The sequence below is a fragment of the Nocardioides silvaticus genome, from assembly GCF_003160695.1.
Lineage (GTDB): Bacteria > Actinomycetota > Actinomycetes > Propionibacteriales > Nocardioidaceae > Nocardioides > Nocardioides silvaticus.
On sequence record NZ_QGDD01000006.1, the window covers coordinates 285,717 to 307,799 of the forward strand.

Below are 22,083 nucleotides of genomic sequence, written 5' to 3' on the forward strand. Positions count from 1 at the left end.
TGTCCCTACTTCTCGGTCAGAGTTAAAGGATGCCTCTGATTCAACGAGCGAGGAACCGAAATGGCCTGAATTCATCCTGAGAGATGGGCCGGGGAACGGCGTTTGGCCACCCCGCCTCCGGGCCCGTAACCTTGATCCTTGTGGCAGGCCCCGAGTACGACACCGAGATCAAGCAGCTCGTCGCGACGATGCACACCATCGAGCAGGTCCTCGACCTGCCCGCGATGCGTGCTGAGATCGACGACCTCGGCGTCCAGGTGGCCGCTCCTGACCTCTGGGACGACCAGGCCAACGCCACTCGGGTGACCGGCCGGCTGTCCGCGCTCCAGGGCCAGGTCGAGCGCTTCGAGGCGCTCAAGGGCCGCATCGACGACCTCGGCGTGCTCGTCGAGCTCGCGCAGGAGGAGCAGGACGCCGACAGCCTCGCGGAGGCCGAGGCCGAGCTCGGCAAGATCAAGAAGGCCGTCGAGGCCCTCGAGGTCCGCACCCTGCTCTCCGGTGAGTACGACGAGCGCGAGGCCATCGTGACCATCCGCTCCGGCGCCGGCGGGGTCGACGCCGCCGACTTCGCCGAGATGCTGATGCGGATGTACACCCGTTGGGCCGAGCGCAACAACTACCCCGTCGAGGTCTACGACGTCTCCTACGCCGAGGAGGCGGGCATCAAGTCCGCCGAGTTCGCGATCCACGCGCCCTACGGCTACGGCACCCTCTCGGTCGAGGCCGGCACCCACCGCCTGGTCCGGATCAGCCCGTTCGACAACCAGGGCCGGCGGCAGACCTCGTTCGCCGCGGTCGAGGTGGTTCCGCAGCTGGAGCAGACCGACGAGATCGAGGTCGACGAGAACGAGGTCCGCGTCGACGTGTTCCGCTCCGGCGGTCCCGGCGGCCAGTCGGTCAACACGACCGACTCGGCGGTCCGGCTGACGCACATCCCCACGGGGATCGTGGTCTCCTGCCAGAACGAGAAGTCACAGCTGCAGAACAAGGCCGCCGCGATGATCGTCCTCAAGGCCAAGCTGCTCGCGCGGAAGAAGGCCGAGGAGGCCGCGCTCAAGAAGGACCTGAAGGGCGACGTCGCCGCCAGCTGGGGCGACCAGATGCGCAACTACGTGCTGAACCCCTACCAGATCGTCAAGGACCTGCGCACCGGCTACGAGAGCGGCAACCCGCAGGCCGTGTTCGACGGCGACCTCGACGACTTCCTGGAGGCCGGCATCCGCTGGCGCCGCGGAGCCGAGAAGGCCGACGCCTGAGTCCTGCCTCCGGCCTAGAGGCCGAAAAAGGCAGGCGCCCCCCGATCCGGCCGAGCCGGACCAGGGGGCGTGCCCGGGATCAGCCCGCTCCAACCAGCTGACCCTCGTCCGCCGACGGCAGGTAGCTCTCGGTGCCGTCGAACCGGGCGTCGAACCCGTTCTCGACGATGCGCTGCCACATCCCCTGGACCGTCCGGCAGGTGGCGACGCCGTTGGCGTCGGTCACCGCCTCGCAGAGCGGGAAGACGAACCCGCCCAGGATCCGCGACGTCGAGAACGAGACCGTCTGGCCCGCGACCGGCGCGCCGCTCGCGTCGGTGAGGGTCGCCGTCATCCGGGCGATCTGGTCCTCACGCGGGTCGATCCACGACGTCCGGGCGGTCAGCGAGGTGGCTGCCGCCTTGACCACGACGTCGTAGGACGGCGAGGCGCTGGCCAGGTAGTCCGTCGCACCGGAGTACGTCGCCTTCACGGCGTGGGTCCCGCCCGTGAAGTCGTCGACCACCAGCTTGGCCTCGCTGCGCCCGTCGACGACCTCGATGTCGGCCGTGCCCAGCACCGTCGGGCCGTCGGTGAAGGTCACCGTGCCGCCCGGTGCCGCGGAGGGGTCGAGCGGTGCCGTGACGACCGCGGTGAGGGTGACGTCCTCGCCGTACGTCGACGGGTTCGGCGTCGCCTCGATGCCGGTCACGGTCGGGATGCCCGACACGTTGTGCGACGTCGACGCCGTGGATCCGTTGAAGTTGAAGTTCCCGACGTAGACCGCCCGGACCAGGTGGTCACCCGGTCGGAGGGTCGAGATCGCGAACGACGCCTCGCTGGTGCCCGCGGACACGCCGGTCAGCGAGGTCGCGCCGAGCAGCTGCTGGCCCTTCCAGAACTGGATCGTCCCGCTCGGTTTGCCGGTCGCCGGGGCGACCGCCGTGACCTGTGCAGTGAACGTGACGGGCTCGCCGTAGGCCGTCGACGCGGCGTCGGAGGACAGCGTGGTGTTGCTGTCGCCCTTCGTGACGCCCTGGCCGGTGCCCTGGTCGAGGGTGCCGCTGCTGCCGACGAAGCGCGGGTCGCCGCCGTAGGTCACGTCGACCTTGTAGGTGCCGGGAGAGAGCGAGGCGAACGGCCCGCTCTGCGCCTGGCCGTCCACCAGCTCGACCGGACCGCCGAGGTTCGCGCCGTTGACGGTGAACCGCACCGTGCCCGACGGGACGCCGGCGCCCGGCGCGACCGGGCTGACGGTGGCCGTGAACCGGATGTTCTGGCCGGTCTGGGCCGGGTTGGCCGACGACTCCACCAGGACCGAGGTCTGCGCCCGGTTGACCTTCTGCGGGACCGAGCCGGTGCTGCCGGAGAAGCTGTCGTCGCCGTCGTAGGTCGCCACGATCGCGTGCTGGCCGACGGTCAGCGCGTCCGTGGTGATCGACGCGACGCCACCGGTGGCCGAGCTGACGTCGGCCGTGCCGAGCACGGTCGACCCGTTCGTGAACGTCACCGTCCCGCTCGGGGACCCGGCGCCGGGCGCCTGCACCGACACGGTCGCGGTGAACGTGACCGGCTGCCCGAAGACCGACGTCGGCGACGAGCTCTCGACCGTCGTCCGCGTGGCCGCCTTGTTGACGGTGTGCGAGGTCGGGTCGGAGGTGCTGGTGACGAAGTTCGGGTCGGCGCTGAAGTACGTCGCGGTGATCTCGTGCGTGCCCCGCGACAGCGTGGTCACGTCGAGCTCGGCCGCGCCGTCGACGAGGTTGCGGAACGCGCCCGGCTCACCGTCGATGGTGAACTGGACCGCGCCCTGGGGCGTCCCGGTCGCCGGGCTGACCGGCCGCACCTCGGCGCGGATGGTCACGTTCTGCCCGAAGACCGAGGGGCTCGGCGAGGTGGTGACCGTCGTGGTCGTCTGCGCGGCCTCGACCTCCTGGACGAGCGAGGTGCTCGCCCCGGCGAAGTCGCCGTCGCCCTCGTAGTTGGCGGTGATCGTGTGCGTGCCGGCGTCGAGACCGTGGGCCGACGACGTCGCGGTGCCGTTGTTGAGCGGCACCGGGTCGCCGATCGGCACGCCGTCGGCGGAGAACACGACCGTTCCGGTCGGGTTGCCGGCGCCGGGCCCGACGACGTCGACGTCGGCGGTGAAGGTGAGCGGCTCACCCGCGACCGCGTCGGCGTTCGACGTCTGCAGCGAGATCGTGGTGTCGGCGCGGTTGACGCCGTGGGTCAGGACTGCCGAGCTGCTCGTCGCGAAGTCGGCGTTGCCGTTGTAGGTCGCCTGCACGTCGTGGTTGCCCGGCCGCAGGTTGGTCATGGTGACGCTGGCCTCGCCGTTCGCCAGCGGCACCGAGGTGCCGGCCGGCTGGCCGTCCACGTTGAACTGCACTGCGCCCACCGGCTGGCCGGCACCCGGTGCGACCACGTCGACCGTCGCCGTGAACGTGACCGGCTCACCGGTGACCGTGGGCGACCCGGTGGACTCGAGCACGGTGGTCGTCGCGGCCTTGCCGACCGTGAGCGTCCTGGTCGTGGCGGCGCTGCCGGTGAGGTTGCCGTCGCCGCTGTAAGTGGCGCCGATCGTGTGATTCCCGGTGCTCAGCGTGCTGGTGACGGCGGAGACCGCGGTGCCGTCGGCAGCCACCGGGGCCGGAGCCCCGAAGTCGGCCCCGTCGACGGTGAACTGGACGGTGCCGGTCGGAGTGCTGTTGCCGTCGACCCGGGCGACCGTGGCGGTGAAGCTCGTCGGCTGGCCGTGGACCACCGGGGTCGGCTGGGCGAGAGTGGTGGTCGAGGAGTTCTTCTCGACCGTGAACGTCGACGACGCCGACGACCCCTTGTAGTGGGTGGTCTGCGCGAACGACGCGGTGACCGTCGCCGTCCGGGGCGGGCCGGAGATCGGCAGGGTCGCCGTGGCGACACCGCTGGCGTTGGTGGTCGCGTTGACCGACGAGCCCCCCGAGAGCGAGAACGTGACCGTGCGGCCGCTGAGTGCCGCGGGGGAGAGGTTCGGGTCGGTCAGCGTCGCGCGCACCGTCGCGGTCGTGTTCTGCGGGGCGTTCGTGGCGCCGCTGTAGGCCAGCTGGGTGATGTTGTCGATCGTGACCGCGCGGTCCGTCGTCCTCGTGTTGTTGGAGCAGAAGACGAACCCGGACCGGTTCCGCTCGATCGCCCGCGCGGTGTAGTTGCCGTTCGGGTAGTCCTGGGTCCTGATCGACGCGCTCTTGGCGCCGGTGCCGCCCTGGACATTCTCGAAGACCACCGTCCCCGACGAGTTGATCAGCCGCAGCGTGGTCTGGGGTCCCGACGCGTTGGCGCAGAGGGTGCCGTCGGAGGCTCCGCTGGCCGAGATCGTCACGGTGCCACGGATCGTGCCGGCGTTGGGCGCCGTGATGTCCGCGGCGACCGGACCGGCCGGGAGGACCGCCAGCCCGAGACCGACGGCGAGGGTGAGGAAAAGGGCATACAGCTTGCGCATGGTGAGCACCTAACGCGGTAGTCAGTTGTGGATCTTGCCGCGGTCGCTTGCGGCCTGATGGTTGGCATCACCCGCGTAGCGGGCGGTGTAGCCGTTGTGGAGGATCAGCTGGACGAGCAGGCTGGACGCGTTGCACGAAGCCACGCCCAGCGCGTCCGTCGTGGAGACGCAGGCCACCTTGTTGCCGACGGTGAACTCGACCTCGGCACCCGGGATCGGCTGCCCGCCGCCCGTGAGCGTCGCCCTGAGGTGGCCGAGCGGCAGGTTGAGCGGGCCGGCCCGGACGATCGCCGCCGCCGCCGTCAACGTGGTCGCCTGCTTGCTGATCGACACCGGGACGGGAGCCGACGTGCTGCCCGAGAAGACCGGGGTGGCGACGTACTCGGCCCGCAGGCTGTGGCTGCCGGCCGAGAGCTCGCTGGTCGTCACCGACGCCTTGGCCGTCGAGCCGGCAGCGGAGGTGACCGCGACCGTGGCGATGACCGTGCTGCCGTCGAGGAACCGGACGACCCCCGTCGGAGCACCCCGACCGGCCTCGGCCGGGGTGACGGTCGCGGTGAGGGTCACCGGCGCGCCGTACTCCGCCGACGTCGTCGAGGCCTGGAGCGTCGTGGTCGTGCCGACCCGGCGCACGTGCTGCGTCGTCTCGCCGACCTCCGGGGCGAACCGGGTGTCGCCGGAGTACGTCGCGGTGACCACGTGGTCGCCGGGCGCCAGGTCGGAGATCGCCTCGCTCTGGGCCGCGCCGTCGACGAGCTCGACCGCGTCACCGCGGAGGTGGCCGTCCACGGCGAACTGGACGTATCCGGTCGGGGTGCCGGTGCCGGGAACGGTCGAACCGACGGTCGCGGTGAACCGCACCGGGGTGCCGACCTCGGCCTCCGCAGCCGAGGAGGTGACGTCGACCTCGACGCCGGCCGACTCGACGGTCTGGGTGAGGATCGCACCGCTCCCCGTGTAGCCGGGATCGGCTTGGAACGCGGCGATGACCGTGTGGTCGCCGGGGTCCGGCGAGGCGAGCGAGGAGCTCACCGCGACGCCGTCCGAGCCGACCGGGACCGGGTCGCCGACGTTCTGACCGTCCACCGAGAACTGGACGCTGCCGACGGGGTTGGAGCCGTCGGCCGCAGTGACCTCGGCACGGAACGTGATCAGCGAGCCGTACGTCGACGGGTTCTCGCTCGAGCTGAGCTCGGTCGAGGTCTCGACGACGGCGGACCCCTCGATCACGCTGTGGCTGATCGCCTCGGACTCGCTGGTCCGGTAGTCCGCGTCGCCGGCGTACCGGGCGGTGACCTGGTAGGAGCCCGGCGCGAGGTCGCTGATGGCGAGCGTCGCCGTGCTACCGGAGGCCGAGGCCGTCAGCGGCGCGGAGCCGATCGGGTTGCCGTCGGCGAGGAAGGTGACGGTGCCGGTCGGCGAGCCGGCGCCGGGGGCGACGGCGGCCACGGACGCGCGGAGCTCGAACTCCTGGTCCTGGACCGAGGGGGACGGGGTCGCCACGACGGTGGTCGTGGTGTCGGCCTGCGCCACCTGCTGCTGGAGCTCGTCGGAGCCGCCGAGGTAACGGGCGCTGCCGGCGTAGGTCACCTTGACCGTGTGGGTGCCCGCGCCGAGCGAGGTCACCGCGGGGAAGGTTGCCGTGCCGTTGCTGAGAGCCACCGGGGCGCCGACGTCGGTGCCGTCGACGACGAGCTGGACGGTGCCCTCGGGCACGCCGCCGCCGGGGGCCTCGACGGCCACCGAGGCGCTGTAGCCGACGGACTCGCCGGCGACCGTGCTGGTCGAGGAGGCGTCGAGCGTGACCGCCACCGCCGCCTTGTTGACCGTCACGGTGCGCGGCGCGGCGGCGCTGGCGTCGTAGACGTCGTCGCCCTCGTAGGTCGCCACGACCGCGTTGCTGCCGACCGGCAGGTCGGTCACCGTGGTGCTGGCGTCACCGGTCGCCGACACGGCCGCGCGGGCGACCTCGGTGCCGCCGACGGTGAACACGACGTCCCCGGTCGGGGTGCCGGTCGCCGTCGCCACGTTCGCCGAGAGGGTCACCGGCTGGCCGTAGACCGAGGTCGCCGGAGAGACCGACGACGTCGTGGTCGTGGGCTTGAGCGGCTCGCGGACGCGGAAGGTGAACTCGGTCGACGTGCTCGGGGAGTTGTTGGCCGAGCCGCTGTAGGTCGCGGTCACGGTGTGGTTGCCGACCGCGAGACCGTTGAGGACCGGGCTGGTCGCGCTTCCGCCGGTGAGCGCGACCGGAGCGGCGAAGTCCGCGTCGTCGACCCTGAACTGGACGGTGCCCTGCGGGGTCGCGCCGTGGCTCGGCGTGACGGTCGCGGAGAACGTGACCCCCGAGCCGACGGTCACGACCGCCGGGTCGGCGAGGACCGTCGTCGTGGTCGGGATGGTGCCGACCGTGAACGGCCTGCTGTCGCTGGCAGCGGCCAGGCCCGAGCCACCGGCGAAGGTCGCGGTGATGGAGGCGCTGCGCGGCGGGCCGGCGACGTTGATCGTCGTCTCGGCGACTCCGGCGGCGTTCGTCGTCGCGTTGACGGTGGCACCCCCGGAGAGGTTGAAGGCCACGGTCCGGCCGGCGACGTTGCCGCCGGTGAGGTCGGTGAGGGTCGCCCGCACGGTGGCGGTCGATCCCTGCGCGGCCGCGGTCGCGCCGTCGTACGTCAGGGCCGAGCAGTTCTGCCCGGTGACCACGAGCGTCGCCGCGCCGGTGGCGCCGCCACCGGTGACCAGGACGCCCCAGCTGCCGCGGGCGCCGGACTTGCCCAGGCCGTCGTTCTCGGCGGGCGCCTGCAGCGTCGCGGTGTAGTTGCCGCCGGTGGTGGTCGAGACGTTCACCGTCTGCCCGGCGCCGGGGGAGACGGGGGACTTGTCGAGGCGCACCTGGAGCGGGACGTTCGCAGCGCCCGAGCTGAGCTTGCCGGCCACGGTCACGTCGCCTCCGGCGCAGGACAGCGAGGGGGTGATCGTTGTGGTCAGCGAGGGGCTGGGTGTCGGGGTCGATGCGGAGCTGAGCCTGCGGTCGATGGTCAGGGAGCCGCCGTCGAGGGGCAGCTGCATCAGATGGCGCGCGTCGTTGAGGTGGGCGGGGGAGTACCAGTGGTCGTCGACCGTGGTGTTGTCCGCGCTGTGCGAGGTGACCAGACGCGAGGAGATGTTGCCCGCGGGGACGCTGGCCGTCGCGTTGCTGACGGTCGAGGTGTTGTCGAAGACGAAGGTGCCGTCGAACGGGGAGGAGCCGCTCGCGATCGAGCCGGCCTCGTAGTCGAAGCCGCCGGTGTAGACCACGTTGGCGCCGTTGTGCCAGCTCTGGCCCGCCTCGATCGGGAACGAGACGGCGCGCCAGCCGGAGGTGGGCGTCATCGTCAGGTTGATCTGGGCATTGATGCCCGAGCTGAGGAACGAGACCCGGGCCCGGCCGGTGAGGCTCTGGTTCTGGCTCTCCTGCAGCAGCGCGAGGTCGGAGCGGCGGACGTACTTCGTGCCGGACACCGTCCCCGCGAACTGGTCGAGCTGCGCGGTGCCGACGCCGTCGACCGCGGCGGAGCCGCTGCCACCGGTGATGGTGCCGCTGATGTTCAGCTTGTAGGCGGACTGACCCTGGAAGTTCTCCGTGCCGGCGACCGTGTAGGTGACGTTCTCGTTGAGCGTCACGTCGGTGCCGTCGGCGACGTAGCGGAACGTCGTCGCATAGGTCCAGGAGTAGCCGGTGCTCCAGACGGGGACGTCGTCACCGGTCGCCTGCGCGGCCCGGGCCGGTGTGGCCGGCCCGACGGCCACGAGCCCGGCGAGGATCGTGGCGAGGATGCCGAGCAGCGCGAGACGGCCGCGGGCGTTTCTCTGGATGTCCAGCTTGGTGTTGCGTCGATCGTTCAGCAGCGCAGAGAGCATGCGTTGTCGTCCCGTCCGTCTGTTCCCCCCATGGAACTGCCCCCGTGAACGGGCTCCGGCTGCCCGCGGCAGCCGGAGTCAAGCAGGACGGGATACGGCGTGTCCCCGGATCTGAGAATTTGGGGTCAACTGTCCTAGACCAGTGACCCCGAACGGAGCGGGGAGGGCGAGGCGGATCAGCGGTGGTCGGCGGCGTCGAAGACGAGCTCGGCGACCGCGAAGGCGACGATCACGGCGAGCGCGCCCACGAGGCTGCGCTGGGCGAGCAGGCCGAACGCGATGAGGCCGCCCGCGGCACGCCACGCACCGCGCGGCGGGAACTCGTCGTACCACCGGCGGAGCCGCTCGTGGTTCATGACGCTCATCGGGTGTCTCCTCTGCTCACTGACTAATGTAACTCTAGTCAATAAGTAGACAAAAGAAAAGCGTGCCTACCGGTAGGTGATGAGAGCCCGGTCGTGCTCGACGTGGCTGTGGTCGTTGTACGACGACAGGCTGATCCCGCTGCGGCCGTTGATCACCTTCGTGACCGCCGTGTTGGCCGCGACCTTGTTGAGCTGCGCCCACAGCGAGGCGTCGCCGGCGAGCAGGTGCGAGACCGTCAGCCCGATCGGCCCGCCCGACGTCACCACGACCGCGGTGCCCTTCTCGGGCGCGCGCCCGGCGGCGGCGAGGAGGGCGGCCCGGACGCGGGCCGAGAACGCCGGGAACGACTCGTGGTAGTCGTCGTCGGACTCGCCGCCGGTCCACCGCTCGGTCGCGTCCTCGAAGATCTTCTGGAACTTCTCCTTCGGCGCCCGGCTCCGCACCAGGTCGGCCATCATCACCGCCCGCGACCGGTAGGCCGGCTTGTGCACCTCCACGACGTGCTGGAAGTCGAACTCGTCCCAGCCGGCGTCGACCTCGATCGGGACCTCCCGGTCGACGCCCGCCTCGGCCAACCCCTCCACGATGCCGTCCGCCGTCTCGCGGTGCCGCCGCAGCTCGCCCCGGACCACCACGTCCGGCACCACCCCGCGGGCCGCGAACGCGCGGCCGAGCACCCGCGACTGCTCGTGCCCGAGCTCGGAGAGCGCGTCGTAGTCGCGCTTCCCGAACGACGCCTGGCCGTGCCGCACCAGGTAGAGCAGCCTCACGCGCCGGCGCCGATCAGCGCCCGGCAGCGCTGGTCGAGCATGTCGACGAGCATGCCGAACGGCGCAAACTTCGGGTTGGTCGTCTGGCCGTGGAAGTAGCGGTAGTAGATCTGCTGGGCGATGACGGCGAGGCGGAACAGGCCGAACACCTCGTAGAACAGCCACTGCTCGTCGGTCACCTCGAGACCGGCGCGCTCGCAGTAGTAGCGGACGACCTCGCGGCGGCCCAGCATCCCGGGTGCGTTGCTCGGCTGCATCCGGGTGAGCTGCAGCATCTCGTCGTCGTCGGCCTGGATCCAGTAGGCCATCGTGCAACCGAGGTCCATCAGCGGGTCGCCGACGGTGGCCATCTCCCAGTCCAGCAGGCCGATCGGGCGGGTCGGCTCGTCGGTGTCGTAGACGATGTTGTCGAGGCGGAAGTCGTTGTGGATCAGGCATCGTCGTACGTCGTCGGGCTGGTGGGCGTCGAGCCAGCCCATGACCTGCTCGAGGTCCGGCACGTCCGGTGTCACCGCCTTGCGGAAGCGCGAGGACCAGCCGCCGACCTGGCGGGCGACGTAGCCCGGTCCCTTGTCGAGCACGTCGAGGCCCGCCTCGGCGGGGTCGACGGCGTGCAGCGCGACGAGGAGGTCGAAGGTGTTGGTGCAGAGCTCGCGGCCCTGCGCGGCATCGAGCTCGACGTTGAAGTCCTTGCCGGGGATCTCGCCGATGATCCGTTCCATCACGTAGAACTCCGAGCCGATGACCGACTCGTCGTCGCAGTGGCCGACCATCGGGGCGACGTACGGGAAGACCGGCGCGAGCGCGGCCTGGATCCGGTACTCCCGGCCCATGTCGTGCGCGCCCTTGGCCTTGGTGCCGCTCGGGGGTCGGCGCAGGATCAGGTCCTGGCCGCCCGCCAGTCGCAACAGGAACGTCAGGTTCGACGCGCCGGCGGAGAACTGCCGCACATCGGCGATCTCGGCGTCCGCCCACGCGCCGCCCAGACCGCGGAGCCAGTCCTGGACCGCGTCGACGTCGAACGCGTCCTCCGCCCGGACCTCGCGGGCGCCGGCGACGGGGGACTCGGCAGCGCCGGTCACATGAGCCTCCGGACGACCGGCATCGGCAGGTTCTTCAGCGCGAGGCCGAGCGGCACCCACGGCCAGGCCGGCACCAGCGCCTTCTCCTTGCGCTTCTCGATGGCGGCGACCATCGACCGCACGCCGGTCTCGGTGTCGACCATGAACTTCGCCTTGTCCTTGACCTTGTCGTTCATCTCCGAGGCGATGTAGCCGGGGTAGATGATCGAGACGTCGATGCCCTTGGCCTTCACGTTCTCGTTGAGCAGACCCTCGGCCAACGCTGCGACGCCGGCCTTCGTGGCGGCGTACGTCGTGATCGTCTTGCGCATCCCGCGCATCGCGGAGACCGACGAGATCATCACCAGGTGCCCGCTGCCCTGCGCGCGGAAGATCTCCATCGCGGCCTCGGTCTGCGCGAGCGCGGCGACGAAGTTGGTCATCGCGGTCTGCTTGTTGGCGTCGTAGCGGCCGGTGCCGAGCGGAGCGCCCTTGCCCAGCCCGGCGTTGATGATGACCCGGTCGAGCGTGCCGAGCTCGGCGGCGAACTCCTTGAACACCGCGAACACGGCGTCGTCGTCGGTGACGTCGAGCGGCTTGACCGAGACCGTCACGCCCGGGTGGGTCGCGGAGATCTCCGACCGCAGTGCCTCGAGGCGCTCGGTGCGCCGGGCGCACAGCGCGAGGTCGTAGCCCAGGTCGGCGAACTGGCGTGCCATCTCCTCGCCCAGCCCCGAGCTGGCGCCGGTGATGAGGATGGTTCCCTTGCTCATGCTTTCCTCTCGGTCGAGTCCGTCGAGACCGCCACGATGCGGGCCGCGAAGCTGCGTTGTTCCTTGTCGTAGGCGGCGCGGTCGTTGGCCTTCGCCCACACCGCCAGCTGGGCGGCCTCGTCGGGCACGATGACCATCTTCTGCTCGTCCATCCCGGCCATCACCGCACGGGCGATCTGCTCGGCGGTGTAGGGCGACTTGTCGATCAGCCGGGCCGCGACCTCGTTGGCCGCGGTGTCGCTGCCGCTGATCGAGGCGGCGAGGGGAGTGCGGACGAAGCCCGGGCACACCGCGGTCACCAGGACCCCGTAGGGGTCGAGCTCGTAGGACAGCGTCTCGCTGAGCGCGACGACGCCCGCCTTGGTCGCGGTGTACGACGCCATGGCCGGTGGGTGCACCAGGCCGGCCAGCGACGCGGTGTTGACGATGTGGCCGCTGCGCTGGGCCTTCATCATCGGGACGAACGTGCGGCAGCCGCGGACGACGCCGAGCAGGTTGACGTCGATCACCCGCTGCCACTCGTCGATCCCGATGACGTCGATCCGTCCGCCCGCGGCGATGCCCGCGTTGTTGAAGAGGACGTCGAGTCCGCCCCACGCCTCCTCGACCCACGCCAGCGCGTCCGCCCAGTCGTCGTCGGACGTCACGTCGAGCTGGATCCGCTCGGCACCGTCGACGAGGCCGGCGTCGACCGGCGGCTGCACGTCGGCGATGAGCACCCGGTCGCCGCGCGCGAGGAGCTCCGCCACGAACGCCGCACCCAGGCCGGACGCGCCGCCGGTCACGAGGACCCGACGGCCGGACGGGTCGGTCACCGGGAGGCTCCGTACTTCATCAGCTCCAGCCGTGCGACCAGCCCGAGGTGCACCTCGTCGGGGCCGTCGGCGAACCGCAACGAGCGGGCGCCGGTCCACGCCGCCGCGAGGGGGAAGTCGTCGGTCAGCCCGCCGCCGCCGTGGATCTGCATCGCGAAGTCGATGATGTCGAGCGCCATCCGCGGTGCGGCCACCTTGATCTGGGAGACCTCGCTGATGGCGTTCATCGGACCGCCGACGTCCAGCTTCCACGCGGCGTTGAGGACGAGCAGACGGGTGGACTCGATGGCGATCCGGGCCTGCGCGATCCGCTCCCGGTTGCCGCCGAGGTTGACCAGGGGCTTGCCGAACGCGACCCGGTCGGTGCCGCGCTGGCACGCGAGCTCGAGCGCCTTCTCGGCCAGGCCGATCAGCCGCATGCAGTGGTGGACGCGGCCCGGACCGAGCCGTCCCTGCGCGATCGCGAACGCCTCGCCGGGACCGGAGACGAAGTTCCCGATCGGCACGCGGACGTCGGTGAGCGAGACCTCGCCGTGGCCGTGCGGCTCGTCGAAGAACCCCATCGTGGTGAGCATCCGCTCGACCTTGACGCCCGGCGTGTCGCGCGGCACCAGGACCATCGAGTGCCGGTGGTGGCGGTCGGCCTCGGGGTCGGTCAGCCCCATCACGATGAAGACCTCGCAGTCGGGGTGGCCGACGCCGGTGGAGAACCACTTGCGGCCGTTGAGCACGATCTCGTCACCGTCGACGACCGCGCTCAGCTCCATGTTGGTCGCGTCCGAGGAGGCGACGCCCGGCTCGGTCATCAGGAAGGCGCTGCGGATCCGCCCGTCGAGCAGCGGGTCGAGCCAGCGGTCCTTCTGCGCCTGGTCGCCGTACTTCAGCAGCACCTCCATGTTGCCGGTGTCGGGCGCGTTGCAGTTGAAGACGTACGGCGCGATGAACGAACGGCCCATCAGCTCGGCGAGCGGCGCGTAGTCGACGTTGCTGAGGCCGGCGCCGCCGAGGGTGCCGTACTTCTCCGCGTACGGGCCCTCGTGGCCGGCGGGGAGGAAGAGGTTCCACAGCCCACGCTCGCGGGCCTTGGCCTGGAGCTCCGCCATCACCGGGAGCTCCTGCCACTGCTCGCCCTGGCCGGCCTCGCGCCGGCGCTTGATCTCGCGGTGGTAGTCGGCCTCGACCGGCTCGACCTCCGTCTCGATGAAGTCCTTGACGAGCCCGGTGAGCTCGGCGGCCCGGGGGGAGGGTGCGAAGTCCATGGGATTGACCCTCGCACACTATTGAGCAATGCTCAATAACGTGTCCAGGACCCGGCTCACCCAGGACGAGCGGCGCCGCCAGCTGCTCGGCATCGGGCTGCGCATGCTGGTGGAGAAGCCGATCCAGGACCTCTCGCTCGACGCCGTGGCGGCCGAGGCCGGGATCTCCCGCGGGCTGCTCTTCCACTACTTCCCGACCAAGACCGACTACTACGACGCGGTGGTCGGCGCGGCGCTGCGGCGGGTGACCCGCAACATCGCGCCCGACGCCGACGCCGACCCGGAGACCGCGCTCCGCCAGTTCGTCGAGCGCTTCTACGCGCAGATCGAGCGGCGCCGCGACTTCTACGTCGCCCTGGTCTTCGGCAGCGGCTCGATCCGGCTCGGGGGAGAGGGCGTCGAGACGCACCGGATGACCGTGGCCCGCCGGGTCGTCGAGGCCCTCGGTCTGGAGGGTGCGGCCGTCGCCGTCGTGCACGGCTGGATCGCCTACGTCGAGGACCGCGCGCTGCTGTGGTCGGGCAGCGCTGTCGAGGAGCGACGGGCGCTCGACGTCGAGGTCGCGCACTGCTGCTCGGCCCTGCGGACGTTGCTGTCCGTCTGACGGCGTCTCGATACGCCGTTCGCTCGTCCCTCGCGAACGGCTACTCGACGACCGAGGCTTCGCGGACGGCTACTCGACGACCGGGGCTACTCGACGACCGGGGCTGCTCGACGACCGGGGCTGCTCGACGACCGGGGCTACTCGAGGACCGGGGCTACTCGACGACCGGGGCTACTCGACGACCGAGGCTGCCTGAGCGACCGCCACGCACCAGCGGCCGGTCCGGTCCAGCAGCTCCTGCTCGGCGAGCCGGCTGGGCGCGGACAGGCTGCAGGCCAGCCACGCATCGCCGAACAGTCCGCGGAAGGACACCCAGGTGCGCTTCCCGGACGGGCAGAGGAGGGCGACGCTCGGGTCGCCGTACGCCGGTGCGGTGGCCCGCGAGCAGCCCTCCCGGCCCGCTGCCTCGGTGACCAGGTCGGTGGCGCGGTCGCGCGTCACCGGCGGCACGAACACCCAGGCGCGGACCTCGGTGCCGCCGGGGCCAGCGATGCGGCAGCCGTGCTCGTGGGCGACGTCCTTGATCCCCGGGGCGAGCTCGGCCGCCTGGCCCGCGTCGTACGACGCCGTCGGGCCGACCTTGCCGTCGAGCGCCTCGGCGACGGCCTCCTCGGGGATGCGGTCGCAGAACGGTGCCCGCGCCAGCGCGACCGTCGCGGTGTCGAGATCGCCGAGCGGCGTCGAGGAGTAGGCCGGCGCAGCGGTCTCGGGCGGCGCGGTGTCCGGCTCGCCCTCACCCAGGACGAGGACGCCCGCGGTGACCGGCAGCGCGGTCAGCACGACGGCGAACAGCAACCATCGCAGCGGACCCGGCACCCCGACACGATAGTCGGGGCGTCCGACGCCTCGTTTCCGCGCTGGCGTACCGTGCCTTCAGTGATTCGCTTCGAAAAGGTCACCAAGAACTACCCCGGTCCCGGCAAGCCCGCCCTCGACCAAGTGACGGTCGACATCGACAAGGGGGAGTTCGTCTACCTGGTCGGCCAGTCCGGCTCCGGCAAGTCCACCGCGCTGCGGCTGGTGCTGCGCGAGCTGCGCCCGACCACCGGCCGGGTCTACGTGGCCGGCAAGGAGATCAACCGGATGGCCGGCTGGAAGGTGCCCCGGCTGCGCCGCCAGGTCGGCACGGTGTTCCAGGACTTCCGGCTGCTGCCGAACAAGAACGTTGCCGAGAACGTTGCCTTCGCGCTGCAGGTGATCGGGAAGTCGCGCCGCGAGATCAACCGCGTGGTGCCCGAGACGCTCGAGGTCGTCGGCCTCAAGGACAAGGCGCAGCGGATGCCCGACGAGCTCTCCGGCGGTGAGCAGCAGCGGGTCGCGATCGCACGAGCCTTCGTCAACCGGCCGATGATCATCATCGCCGACGAGCCGACCGGCAACCTCGACCCGCAGACGTCGGTCGGGATCATGAACCTGCTCGAGGACATCAACCAGCGGGGCACGACCGTGGTGATGGCGACCCACGACCACGGCCTCGTCGACCAGTTCCGCAAGCGCGTGGTCGAGCTCGAGCACGGCCGGGTCGTGCGCGACGAGGCCGCCGGCAGCTACGGCTTCCAGCACGACGAGGCGCCGTAGCCGAGCGGCCGCTCGCCGTACCTGACCCCCTGAGCACCAGGAGATCCCACCCCACATGCAGCTGCGCTACGTCTTCACCGAGCTCCGCTCCGGCCTGCGTCGCAACCTCTCGATGCACGTCGCGGTCATCCTCACCCTCTTCGTCTCCCTGACCCTCGCGGGCTGCGGGATGCTGCTGCAACGGCAGGCCGACAAGACGGCCGAGGCGCTGGGCAACGAGCTCCAGATCCTCGTCAACCTCTGCGTGGTCGACGACCCCGCCCCCGACGGCAACTGCGCGAGCGGGGCCGCGACCGATCCGCAGCGCAAGGAGATCGAGCGCGCGCTCGAGGACAGCCCCGAGGTCGAGAGCTTCGAGTACCAGACCCAGGCCGAGGGCTTCGAGGAGGCGCAGGACATCCCGCAGTACGAGCCGTACTTCGACGGGCCGGACCCGATCATCACCGAGGAGGACTGGCCGGCGCAGTACTGGATCACGCTCAAGGACCCGAAGGAGGCCGAGGGCGTCAAGAGCGCGGTCACCGGGCTCGAAGGCGTGTCGGCCATCAAGGACCAGCGCGACGACCTCGAACCGGTCTTCGGCATCATCGACGCGCTGAAGTACGGCTCCTGGATCGGTTCCGGGCTGCTGCTGCTCGCGTCGTTGCTGCTCGTCGCCAACACGATCCGGCTGGCCGCGATGGCGCGTCGGCGCGAGATCGGCATCATGCGGCTGGTGGGTGCCTCCACGCTCTACATCGCGTTCCCGTTCCTGCTGGAGTCGCTGGTGACGGCCGCGATCGGTGTCGCGCTCACGGCGGGTGCGCTCGCCGCGTTCACGAAGTTCGCGATCATGGACGGGCTCGCGGACGTCATCGAGTTCGTGCCGTGGATCGGCTGGGACGAGTACGTCGAGTCGCTGATCGGCCTGGTGCCACCGGGCATCGTGATCCTCGGCCCGGCCCTGACGCTGATCCCGACACTCCTGCTGACCCGCAAATACATCAAAGTCTGATCTCGCGCGGTTACGGTCGAGCGGTTCACTTCCCCGGACAAAGATTGGCCCTGCCTGTGCGCTCCTTCCCCGGCGCCGCTGCGATGGCTGCTGCCGTCGCGATCGCCTCCCTCGCCGTCCCCCAGGCCTTCGCCGACGACGAGGACGACCTCCGCGACCAGCAGGAGCAGGTCGAGGACCAGATCAGCCATGCCCACGACGACCTCGAGCACTCGAGCAAGGCGGTCGCGCGGACGTCGCGGCGTCTCGAGGAGGCGAGGGCGCGACTCGACGGTGCACGGGAGCGGCTCCAGCGCGTCCGTGCCGACCTCCAGGACGCCCGCGCGGAGCGGCTGCGCCTGGCCCGGGCCCTCGAGCGCGCGCAGGCGCGGTTCGAACGGGTCTCGGCCGAGCTCGCGGCCGCCCGTGCGGACGTCGCCGAGCAGCGCGGCCTGCTGCGCAGCACGGTGCTCGGCATGGAGACGCAGGGCAACCCCGACCTCGCGGTGATGGACGCCGTCACCTCTTCGGGCTCCATCCAGGAGCTCCTGGTCGCCCAGACCGCGGGCTCGATGATCCTCGGTCGTGAGGACCAGGCGCTGGCCGAGTTCGAGTCCGCCGAGGCCGCGCTCGAGGAGTGGAAGGACGAGGTCCGCGAGGCCCGCAACGAGGTCGCGGACAAGGAGCGGGCCGCCGAGCGCAACCTGGTCCAGATCCGCGGTCTCTTCGCCGAGGCCCGCGACACCCGGGCCGAGGTGTCCCGCTGGGTCGACCGCTCGCGGTCGGCACGGCACGCCGCGGTCAAGGCGCGCCAGCGCGACCGGGCCGCGCTCGAGCGGCTGAAGTCGCGCGAAGCCCGGATCAAGCGCGAGATCCTCCGGCTCGCCCAGCAGAGCAACAACGGTCCGTCGTACTCCGGTGACACCGACGGCCTGCTCCACACCCCGGTCTCCGGCCCGGTGACCTCCCCGTTCGGCTACCGCCGGCACCCGATCTACGGCTACTGGGGCCTTCACGACGGCACCGACTTCGGGGCCGGCTGCGGCTCGTCCTTGTGGGCGGGGCGGTCCGGCACCGTCATCAACACCTACTACGACCAGGTCTACGGCAACCGCCTCTACCTGTCGGTCGGCAACGTCAACGGCGCCAACCTGACGCTGGTCTACAACCACCTGTCCAGCTACAACGTGTCCGAGGGCGCGCACGTCGGCCGCGGCGACGTCGTCGGGTACGTCGGCACGACGGGCTGGTCCACCGGATGCCACCTGCACTTCACCGTGCTGCGCAACGGCACCCCCGTGGACCCGATGACCTACCTGTAGCTCTCGATCGTCGAGCAGGCCGTGGCGCCGGCGCACCGTCGGTCGTCGAGTAGGCCGAGCCGCCAGGCGAGGCCTTATCGAGACGCCTGAAACCCGCTTGTGGGCCTTTGGGAGAATGGTGGGATGGCCAAGCAGGGGAAGGCGCCGAAGAAGGACGCCGCGGAGGGACGCAAGATCGTCGCGTCCAACAAGAGGGCGCGTCACGACTACCACGTCGAGGACACCTTCGAGGCCGGCCTGGTCCTGCAGGGCACCGAGGTGAAGTCGCTGCGGCTCGGTCGCGCGACCCTCGTCGACGGCTTCGTCGACATCGACGGCGGCGAGGCCTGGCTGCACGGGGTGAACATCCCCGAGTACTCCCAGGGCTCCTGGACCAACCACGCCGCGAAGCGCAAGCGCAAGCTGTTGCTGCACAAGGCCGAGATCGAGAAGATCGAGCGCAAGGTCAGCGAGAAGGGCCACACCGTCATCCCGCTGTCCCTCTACTTCGTCAAGGGCCGGGCGAAGGTCGAGATCGGCCTCGCCAAGGGCAAGAAGTCGTGGGACAAGCGCCAGTCGATCTCCGAGCGCGAGTTCGACCGCGAGAAGCAGGCCGTGCTCGGCCGGCGGCTCAAGGGCATCGAGTAGCGGCTGACGGGAATCCGATGGGCTTTCCGTCGGTTGGGTACGTAGGATGGACCCACAACTCAAGAGGGGCTGATCGGTTTCGACTTGGGACGTTAGTTCCAGGGGAAGCGGGTCGAGGAGCCAGCGTCATCTCGTAAACGATCGCTGGAAACACATAACTGCCGACAACAAGCAGTCCTTCGCTCTCGCCGCCTGAGCGGTGACCGAAGCGTCAGACAGGGCATCCGTCTCCGTCCCTGATCCTGGCGTCGACTAGGAGACTTGCTGATCGACTCCGTCAGGAGGGTCGATCGGGACTTTCATCCTGGCTAGGCCTGTCGGCGACGTGTCAGTGCGAGCGCCGGGGCCGATAAAACGGCAGCACTGACTGCACCCGGAGAAGACCTGGTTCGGCGCTCGAGGACCGGGGTTCGATTCCCCGCAGCTCCACGCACGCGATCGCGGCGACGTGTGCCTTCTTCGGAAGGCCACGTCGCCGCGTCGGCTTTTGAGCGGCGCCGGAGGCTTCGCTCCCCTTTGCACGCTAGGCGGGTTCCACCGGGAGCCACAGCTCGCAAGTGGCCGTGTCCGCGTCCGGGTCGTAGGCCAGCATGGCGACGATCTCCGGTCCGGGACGGAGCCGCCAGGGCTGGGAGGGGAACCAGGCGGTCGCGGTCGCGGCCCAGGCCTCCTGCAGTGCAGCGGGATGCGGACCGTCGGTCCGGAAGACGGCCCAGATGCCGGCCGGGACCTCGATGACGTCAAGACCGTCGGGCGGGGCCGCCGTGGTGGCGACGCCGTGCAGGTAGGTCAGCTCGGTGCCCTCTGCCCGGTCCGGGTCGAGGTCGTCGCTGACCGCGAGCACGCCGGACGGCTCGGTGTCGTTGAGCTCCTTGAGCCGCGCGGTCTGCTCCGGCGCGACGCCGGCGACGTGGGCCGCGATGTGAGGGTTCTCGCCGCTGTGGATCAGCGGGACCCGGGCTGCGTGGCCGACGAGCCGGACGGCGGGCAACGTGGTGATGCGGGTGTCCATGGGGACGCTCCCTTCGACGGTCAGGTGGAACCTGATCCGCGGTTGTGTGCGTAGGGGACCCCCGTCGCGCCGTACGTCGCTCGGGCCGGCGCCGTGGACGGCGCGGAACGCGCGACCGAAGGCCTCGGTCGAGCCGTAGCCGTACCGGACGGCGATCGTGAGCAGGTCGTGGTCGCTCCCCACGAGGTCCGCGGCGGCGAGCGACATCCGGCGCCGTCGTACGTACTCCGAGAGCGGCATGCCCGCCAGCGATGCGAACATCCGCCGCAGGTGGTGCTCGGTCGTCCCGGCGCGCGCCGCGACGTCCGTGACGTCCACCGCGGACGACGGCTCGGCGGCGAGCAGGGCCTCGACGTCGTCCACGACAAGGTTGAGCACGGCGATCATGGGTCCCTCCTTCCGCTCCACAATGTGCTCGCCCCCGGGCACGTCGCGCCCGACAGTTCCGTACCGAAGCGATCACGCGCGGTGTCGGTGCTCGGTCCTACCTTCGGGCAATGGCTGAAATCGTGCTGTTCCACCACGCAGGCGGGTTGACCGACGGAGTGCTGGGCTTCGCCCAGACGTTGCGGGACGCGGGGCACACCGTGCACGCGCCCGACCTCTTCGACGGCCGGACGTTCGACGACGTGCGCGACGGCGTCGCCTACGCCCAGGGCCTGGAGGAGGGGGTGCTCTCGGGCAAGGTGGCCGAGGTCGTGGATCCTCTCGGGACCGACCTGGTCTACGGCGGCATGTCGATGGGCACCGGCATCGCTGCCGAGCAGGTGCTCCAGCGGCCGGGCGCGAAGGGCGCGTTCTGCCTGTACGGCGCGATCGCGCCGTCGTGGTGGGACGCGACGTGGCCCGACGGCGTGCCGACGCAGGCGCACACCACCGAGGGTGACGAGTGGCGCGAGCCGGAGGCGGAGGAGGAGTACCTCGCCGACATCCCCGGCGCCGAGGTCTTCGTCTATCCCGGCTCCGGCCACCTCTTCCTCGAGCCCGGTCACGCCGACCACGACGAGGACGCCGCCCGTCTCGCCACCGAGCGCGTCCTCGCCTTCCTGGCCGACCTGTAGCTCGCGCGTCTGCGAAGATCGGCGCATGGAGCCGGTCATGGATCTGGTGCCCAAGCTCAAGGGCAGCCTGGCGATGGGTGCAGCGGCGTACGGCGCCGGCGCGGTCGGTGCGTTGGCCGTCGGCGCGCTCGCGATCGGTGCGGTCGCCGTGGGTGCCGTCGCGATCGGGAAGCTCGCGCTCGGCGAAGGGCAGATCAAGACGCTCGTCATCGACGAGCTGGAGGTCAAGGTGCTCCGCGTCGGCTCGGTCGAGCGGCTCGCCACGGACGAGTAGCGCGTTCCCCGTCAGGCGACCAGGGGTGGTCGTGGTCGTGGGGGGATGTAGTGGCTGAAGCGGCCGCGGAGGTCGACGGGTGGGGGTGGGGTCCATTCGGGTCGGCGGGTGTGGGGGTTGATCCGCACTTGCCAGGGTGTTCGGTGGGTGAGGGTGTGGTGCTTCCTGCAGAGCAGGATGAGGTTGTCCAGGCTGGTGGTGCCGCCGTCGGCCCAGTGGGTGATGTGGTGGGCGTCGCAGGCGAGGGGGAGCCGGGTGCAGCCGGGGAAGGCGCAGTGGTGGTCGCGCAGGACCAGGGCGTTCCAGATGCCGGTGGTGACCAGGCGTTGGGTGCGACCGACGTCGAGGACCTGACCTTCGGCGCCGAGGATCGCGGGGATGATCTCGGCATCGCAGGCGAGCCGGCGCACGGCAGCGGCCGACAAGCGATCGCCGGTGGGGAGGATGCCGCCGTCGGCCAGGTGCCCGTCGGTCTGTGCGATGAGCTTGTCCAGTCCGATGGTGACGGTGATCCGGGCGGTGGTGCTGTGGGCGTGGGGGACCTTGTCGCTGTGCTGAAGCCTGCGGCAGGCCTCGAAGAGGGCGTCCCACATCCGAGTGCCGTGCTCCCTGGGGTCGGCACCGGTGTGCGCGCATTCGGGGTCGGGGCAGCGTTTCCCGAGGAGGTGGCCGTTCTCGTCGAGCTCGAAGCCCTGCCCGGGGCGGCGGGGTCCACCGCCGCAGGCGCCGGGTTCGGTGACCACGGGTGCCGAGAGGGGCATGAGCACTGACTTCACGAGCTCTGTTTCCTCGATGGTGGCGTAGCCCTTGATCCGCACCCCACCCAATGTGTCGGGGGTGAAGGAGAGGAACCGGGCGTGGTGGGCGCCGCGTTCGGCACGGTCCTTGTCCAGGTCGGCTGCCAGCAGGGTGCCGTCGGGGTCGAGCTCGCGGACCACGGTGGGGAAGGCGTGGTCGAGGTCGGTGGCGTCGTAG

At 70.8% G+C, this 22,083-nt stretch carries 19 protein-coding genes and 1 other RNA gene; 9 read left to right on the plus strand and 11 right to left on the minus strand.

All coding sequences use genetic code 11. From position 1 onward, the window contains the following. Nucleotides 1–140 precede the first annotated feature (140 nt). Nucleotides 141–1,256: a peptide chain release factor 2 gene (prfB, locus tag DJ010_RS14850; RefSeq protein WP_109695083.1), complete on the plus strand. Its 1,116-nt coding sequence runs from the start codon at nt 141–143 to the stop codon at nt 1,254–1,256. Between the two features lie 79 nt (nt 1,257–1,335). Here prfB and DJ010_RS14855 read toward each other — a convergent pair whose 3' ends face one another. From DJ010_RS14855 to DJ010_RS14890, 8 genes are all read right to left on the minus strand, one after another. Continuing rightward, nucleotides 1,336–4,713 carry an Ig-like domain repeat protein gene (locus DJ010_RS14855; RefSeq protein ID WP_146207363.1) on the minus strand — a complete coding sequence of 1,126 codons (3,378 nt, stop codon included), beginning with the start codon at nt 4,711–4,713 and terminating at the stop codon, nt 1,336–1,338. A 21-nt stretch (nt 4,714–4,734) separates the two neighbouring features. Then, a complete protein-coding gene (locus DJ010_RS14860) occupies nt 4,735–8,613 on the minus strand; it encodes an Ig-like domain-containing protein (RefSeq protein ID WP_109695087.1) in 3,879 nt (1,292 codons plus the stop codon). A 176-nt stretch (nt 8,614–8,789) separates the two neighbouring features. After that, complete coding sequence (locus DJ010_RS14865) at nt 8,790–8,978, minus strand: hypothetical protein (protein ID WP_109695088.1); 189 nt, start codon at nt 8,976–8,978, stop codon at nt 8,790–8,792. Nucleotides 8,979–9,044: 66 nt separating this feature from the next. Further along, nucleotides 9,045–9,749 (minus strand): histidine phosphatase family protein, encoded by a 705-nt coding sequence (locus DJ010_RS14870; protein ID WP_109695091.1) that lies wholly within the window; start codon nt 9,747–9,749, stop codon nt 9,045–9,047. Next, nucleotides 9,746–10,831, minus strand: coding sequence for a phosphotransferase family protein (locus DJ010_RS14875; protein WP_109695093.1), 1,086 nt, complete (start codon nt 10,829–10,831; stop codon nt 9,746–9,748). Before DJ010_RS14875 ends, DJ010_RS14870 begins: the two co-directional genes overlap by 4 nt. Then, nucleotides 10,828–11,583, minus strand: a complete 756-nt coding sequence (locus DJ010_RS14880; RefSeq protein ID WP_109695095.1) for an SDR family oxidoreductase — start codon at nt 11,581–11,583, stop codon at nt 10,828–10,830. The genes DJ010_RS14875 and DJ010_RS14880 overlap by 4 nt, the downstream gene beginning before the upstream one ends. Next, nucleotides 11,580–12,398, minus strand: coding sequence for an SDR family NAD(P)-dependent oxidoreductase (locus tag DJ010_RS14885; RefSeq protein ID WP_109695097.1), 819 nt, complete (start codon nt 12,396–12,398; stop codon nt 11,580–11,582). Before DJ010_RS14885 ends, DJ010_RS14880 begins: the two co-directional genes overlap by 4 nt. Further along, a complete protein-coding gene (locus tag DJ010_RS14890) occupies nt 12,395–13,657 on the minus strand; it encodes an acyl-CoA dehydrogenase family protein (RefSeq protein ID WP_109695099.1) in 1,263 nt (420 codons plus the stop codon). The genes DJ010_RS14885 and DJ010_RS14890 overlap by 4 nt, the downstream gene beginning before the upstream one ends. A 40-nt stretch (nt 13,658–13,697) precedes the next feature. On the opposite strand from DJ010_RS14890, the gene DJ010_RS14895 reads away from it, so the two are divergent. Then, nucleotides 13,698–14,261, plus strand: coding sequence for a TetR/AcrR family transcriptional regulator (locus DJ010_RS14895; RefSeq protein ID WP_211318808.1), 564 nt, complete (start codon nt 13,698–13,700; stop codon nt 14,259–14,261). Between the two features lie 171 nt (nt 14,262–14,432). Here the strand turns inward: DJ010_RS14895 and DJ010_RS14900 are convergent, their stop codons facing one another. Continuing rightward, the gene (locus DJ010_RS14900) at nt 14,433–15,077 is read right to left on the minus strand and encodes a hypothetical protein (protein ID WP_109695103.1); all 645 of its coding nucleotides are present in this window, start codon (nt 15,075–15,077) and stop codon (nt 14,433–14,435) included. Between the two features lie 60 nt (nt 15,078–15,137). Here DJ010_RS14900 and ftsE point away from each other — a divergent pair, with 60 nt between their 5' ends. From ftsE to ssrA, 5 genes are all read left to right on the plus strand, one after another. After that, complete coding sequence (gene ftsE, locus DJ010_RS14905; protein WP_109695104.1) at nt 15,138–15,839, plus strand: cell division ATP-binding protein FtsE; 702 nt, start codon at nt 15,138–15,140, stop codon at nt 15,837–15,839. Nucleotides 15,840–15,894: 55 nt separating this feature from the next. Continuing rightward, on the plus strand, nt 15,895–16,833 hold the full coding sequence (gene ftsX, locus DJ010_RS14910; RefSeq protein ID WP_109695107.1) for a permease-like cell division protein FtsX: 939 nt from the start codon (nt 15,895–15,897) through the stop codon (nt 16,831–16,833). Between the two features lie 56 nt (nt 16,834–16,889). Next, nucleotides 16,890–18,134, plus strand: coding sequence for a peptidoglycan DD-metalloendopeptidase family protein (locus tag DJ010_RS14915; RefSeq protein ID WP_109695109.1), 1,245 nt, complete (start codon nt 16,890–16,892; stop codon nt 18,132–18,134). Nucleotides 18,135–18,257: 123 nt separating this feature from the next. Next, entirely contained in the window at nt 18,258–18,761 is a 504-nt protein-coding gene (gene smpB / locus DJ010_RS14920) for an SsrA-binding protein SmpB (RefSeq protein ID WP_109695111.1), read from the plus strand. Nucleotides 18,762–18,826: 65 nt separating this feature from the next. After that, nucleotides 18,827–19,193, plus strand: a transfer-messenger RNA (tmRNA) gene (ssrA, locus tag DJ010_RS14925). 91 nt (nt 19,194–19,284) lie between these two features. On the opposite strand, the gene DJ010_RS14930 is transcribed toward ssrA, so the two are convergent. Continuing rightward, on the minus strand, nt 19,285–20,160 hold the full coding sequence (locus tag DJ010_RS14930) for an AraC family transcriptional regulator (RefSeq protein WP_109695113.1): 876 nt from the start codon (nt 20,158–20,160) through the stop codon (nt 19,285–19,287). A gap of 110 nt (nt 20,161–20,270) precedes the next feature. On the opposite strand from DJ010_RS14930, the gene DJ010_RS14935 reads away from it, so the two are divergent. Beyond that, the gene (locus DJ010_RS14935; protein WP_109695115.1) at nt 20,271–20,834 is read left to right on the plus strand and encodes a dienelactone hydrolase family protein; all 564 of its coding nucleotides are present in this window, start codon (nt 20,271–20,273) and stop codon (nt 20,832–20,834) included. A 37-nt stretch (nt 20,835–20,871) separates the two neighbouring features. Further along, nucleotides 20,872–21,108, plus strand: a complete 237-nt coding sequence (locus DJ010_RS14940) for a hypothetical protein (RefSeq protein WP_109695182.1) — start codon at nt 20,872–20,874, stop codon at nt 21,106–21,108. 11 nt (nt 21,109–21,119) lie between these two features. Here DJ010_RS14940 and DJ010_RS14945 read toward each other — a convergent pair. Then, a partial coding sequence (locus tag DJ010_RS14945) for an HNH endonuclease signature motif containing protein (RefSeq protein WP_146207364.1) occupies nt 21,120–22,083 on the minus strand: 964 nt, incomplete at its 5' end.

Bases quoted from the DNA above. Each gene is read 5' to 3' on its own strand.
- DJ010_RS14855 (WP_146207363.1), bottom strand. From the start codon at position 4,713: ATGCGCAAGCTGTATGCCCTTTTCCTCACCCTCGCCGTCGGTCTCGGG.
- DJ010_RS14860 (WP_109695087.1), bottom strand. From the start codon at position 8,613: ATGCTCTCTGCGCTGCTGAACGATCGACGCAACACCAAGCTGGACATC.
- DJ010_RS14865 (WP_109695088.1), bottom strand. From the start codon at position 8,978: ATGAGCGTCATGAACCACGAGCGGCTCCGCCGGTGGTACGACGAGTTC.
- DJ010_RS14880 (WP_109695095.1), bottom strand. From the start codon at position 11,583: ATGAGCAAGGGAACCATCCTCATCACCGGCGCCAGCTCGGGGCTGGGC.
- DJ010_RS14890 (WP_109695099.1), bottom strand. From the start codon at position 13,657: ATGGACTTCGCACCCTCCCCCCGGGCCGCCGAGCTCACCGGGCTCGTC.
- ftsX (WP_109695107.1), top strand. From the start codon at position 15,895: ATGCAGCTGCGCTACGTCTTCACCGAGCTCCGCTCCGGCCTGCGTCGC.
- smpB (WP_109695111.1), top strand. From the start codon at position 18,258: ATGGCCAAGCAGGGGAAGGCGCCGAAGAAGGACGCCGCGGAGGGACGC.
- DJ010_RS14930 (WP_109695113.1), bottom strand. From the start codon at position 20,160: ATGATCGCCGTGCTCAACCTTGTCGTGGACGACGTCGAGGCCCTGCTC.
- DJ010_RS14935 (WP_109695115.1), top strand. From the start codon at position 20,271: ATGGCTGAAATCGTGCTGTTCCACCACGCAGGCGGGTTGACCGACGGA.
- DJ010_RS14940 (WP_109695182.1), top strand. From the start codon at position 20,872: ATGGATCTGGTGCCCAAGCTCAAGGGCAGCCTGGCGATGGGTGCAGCG.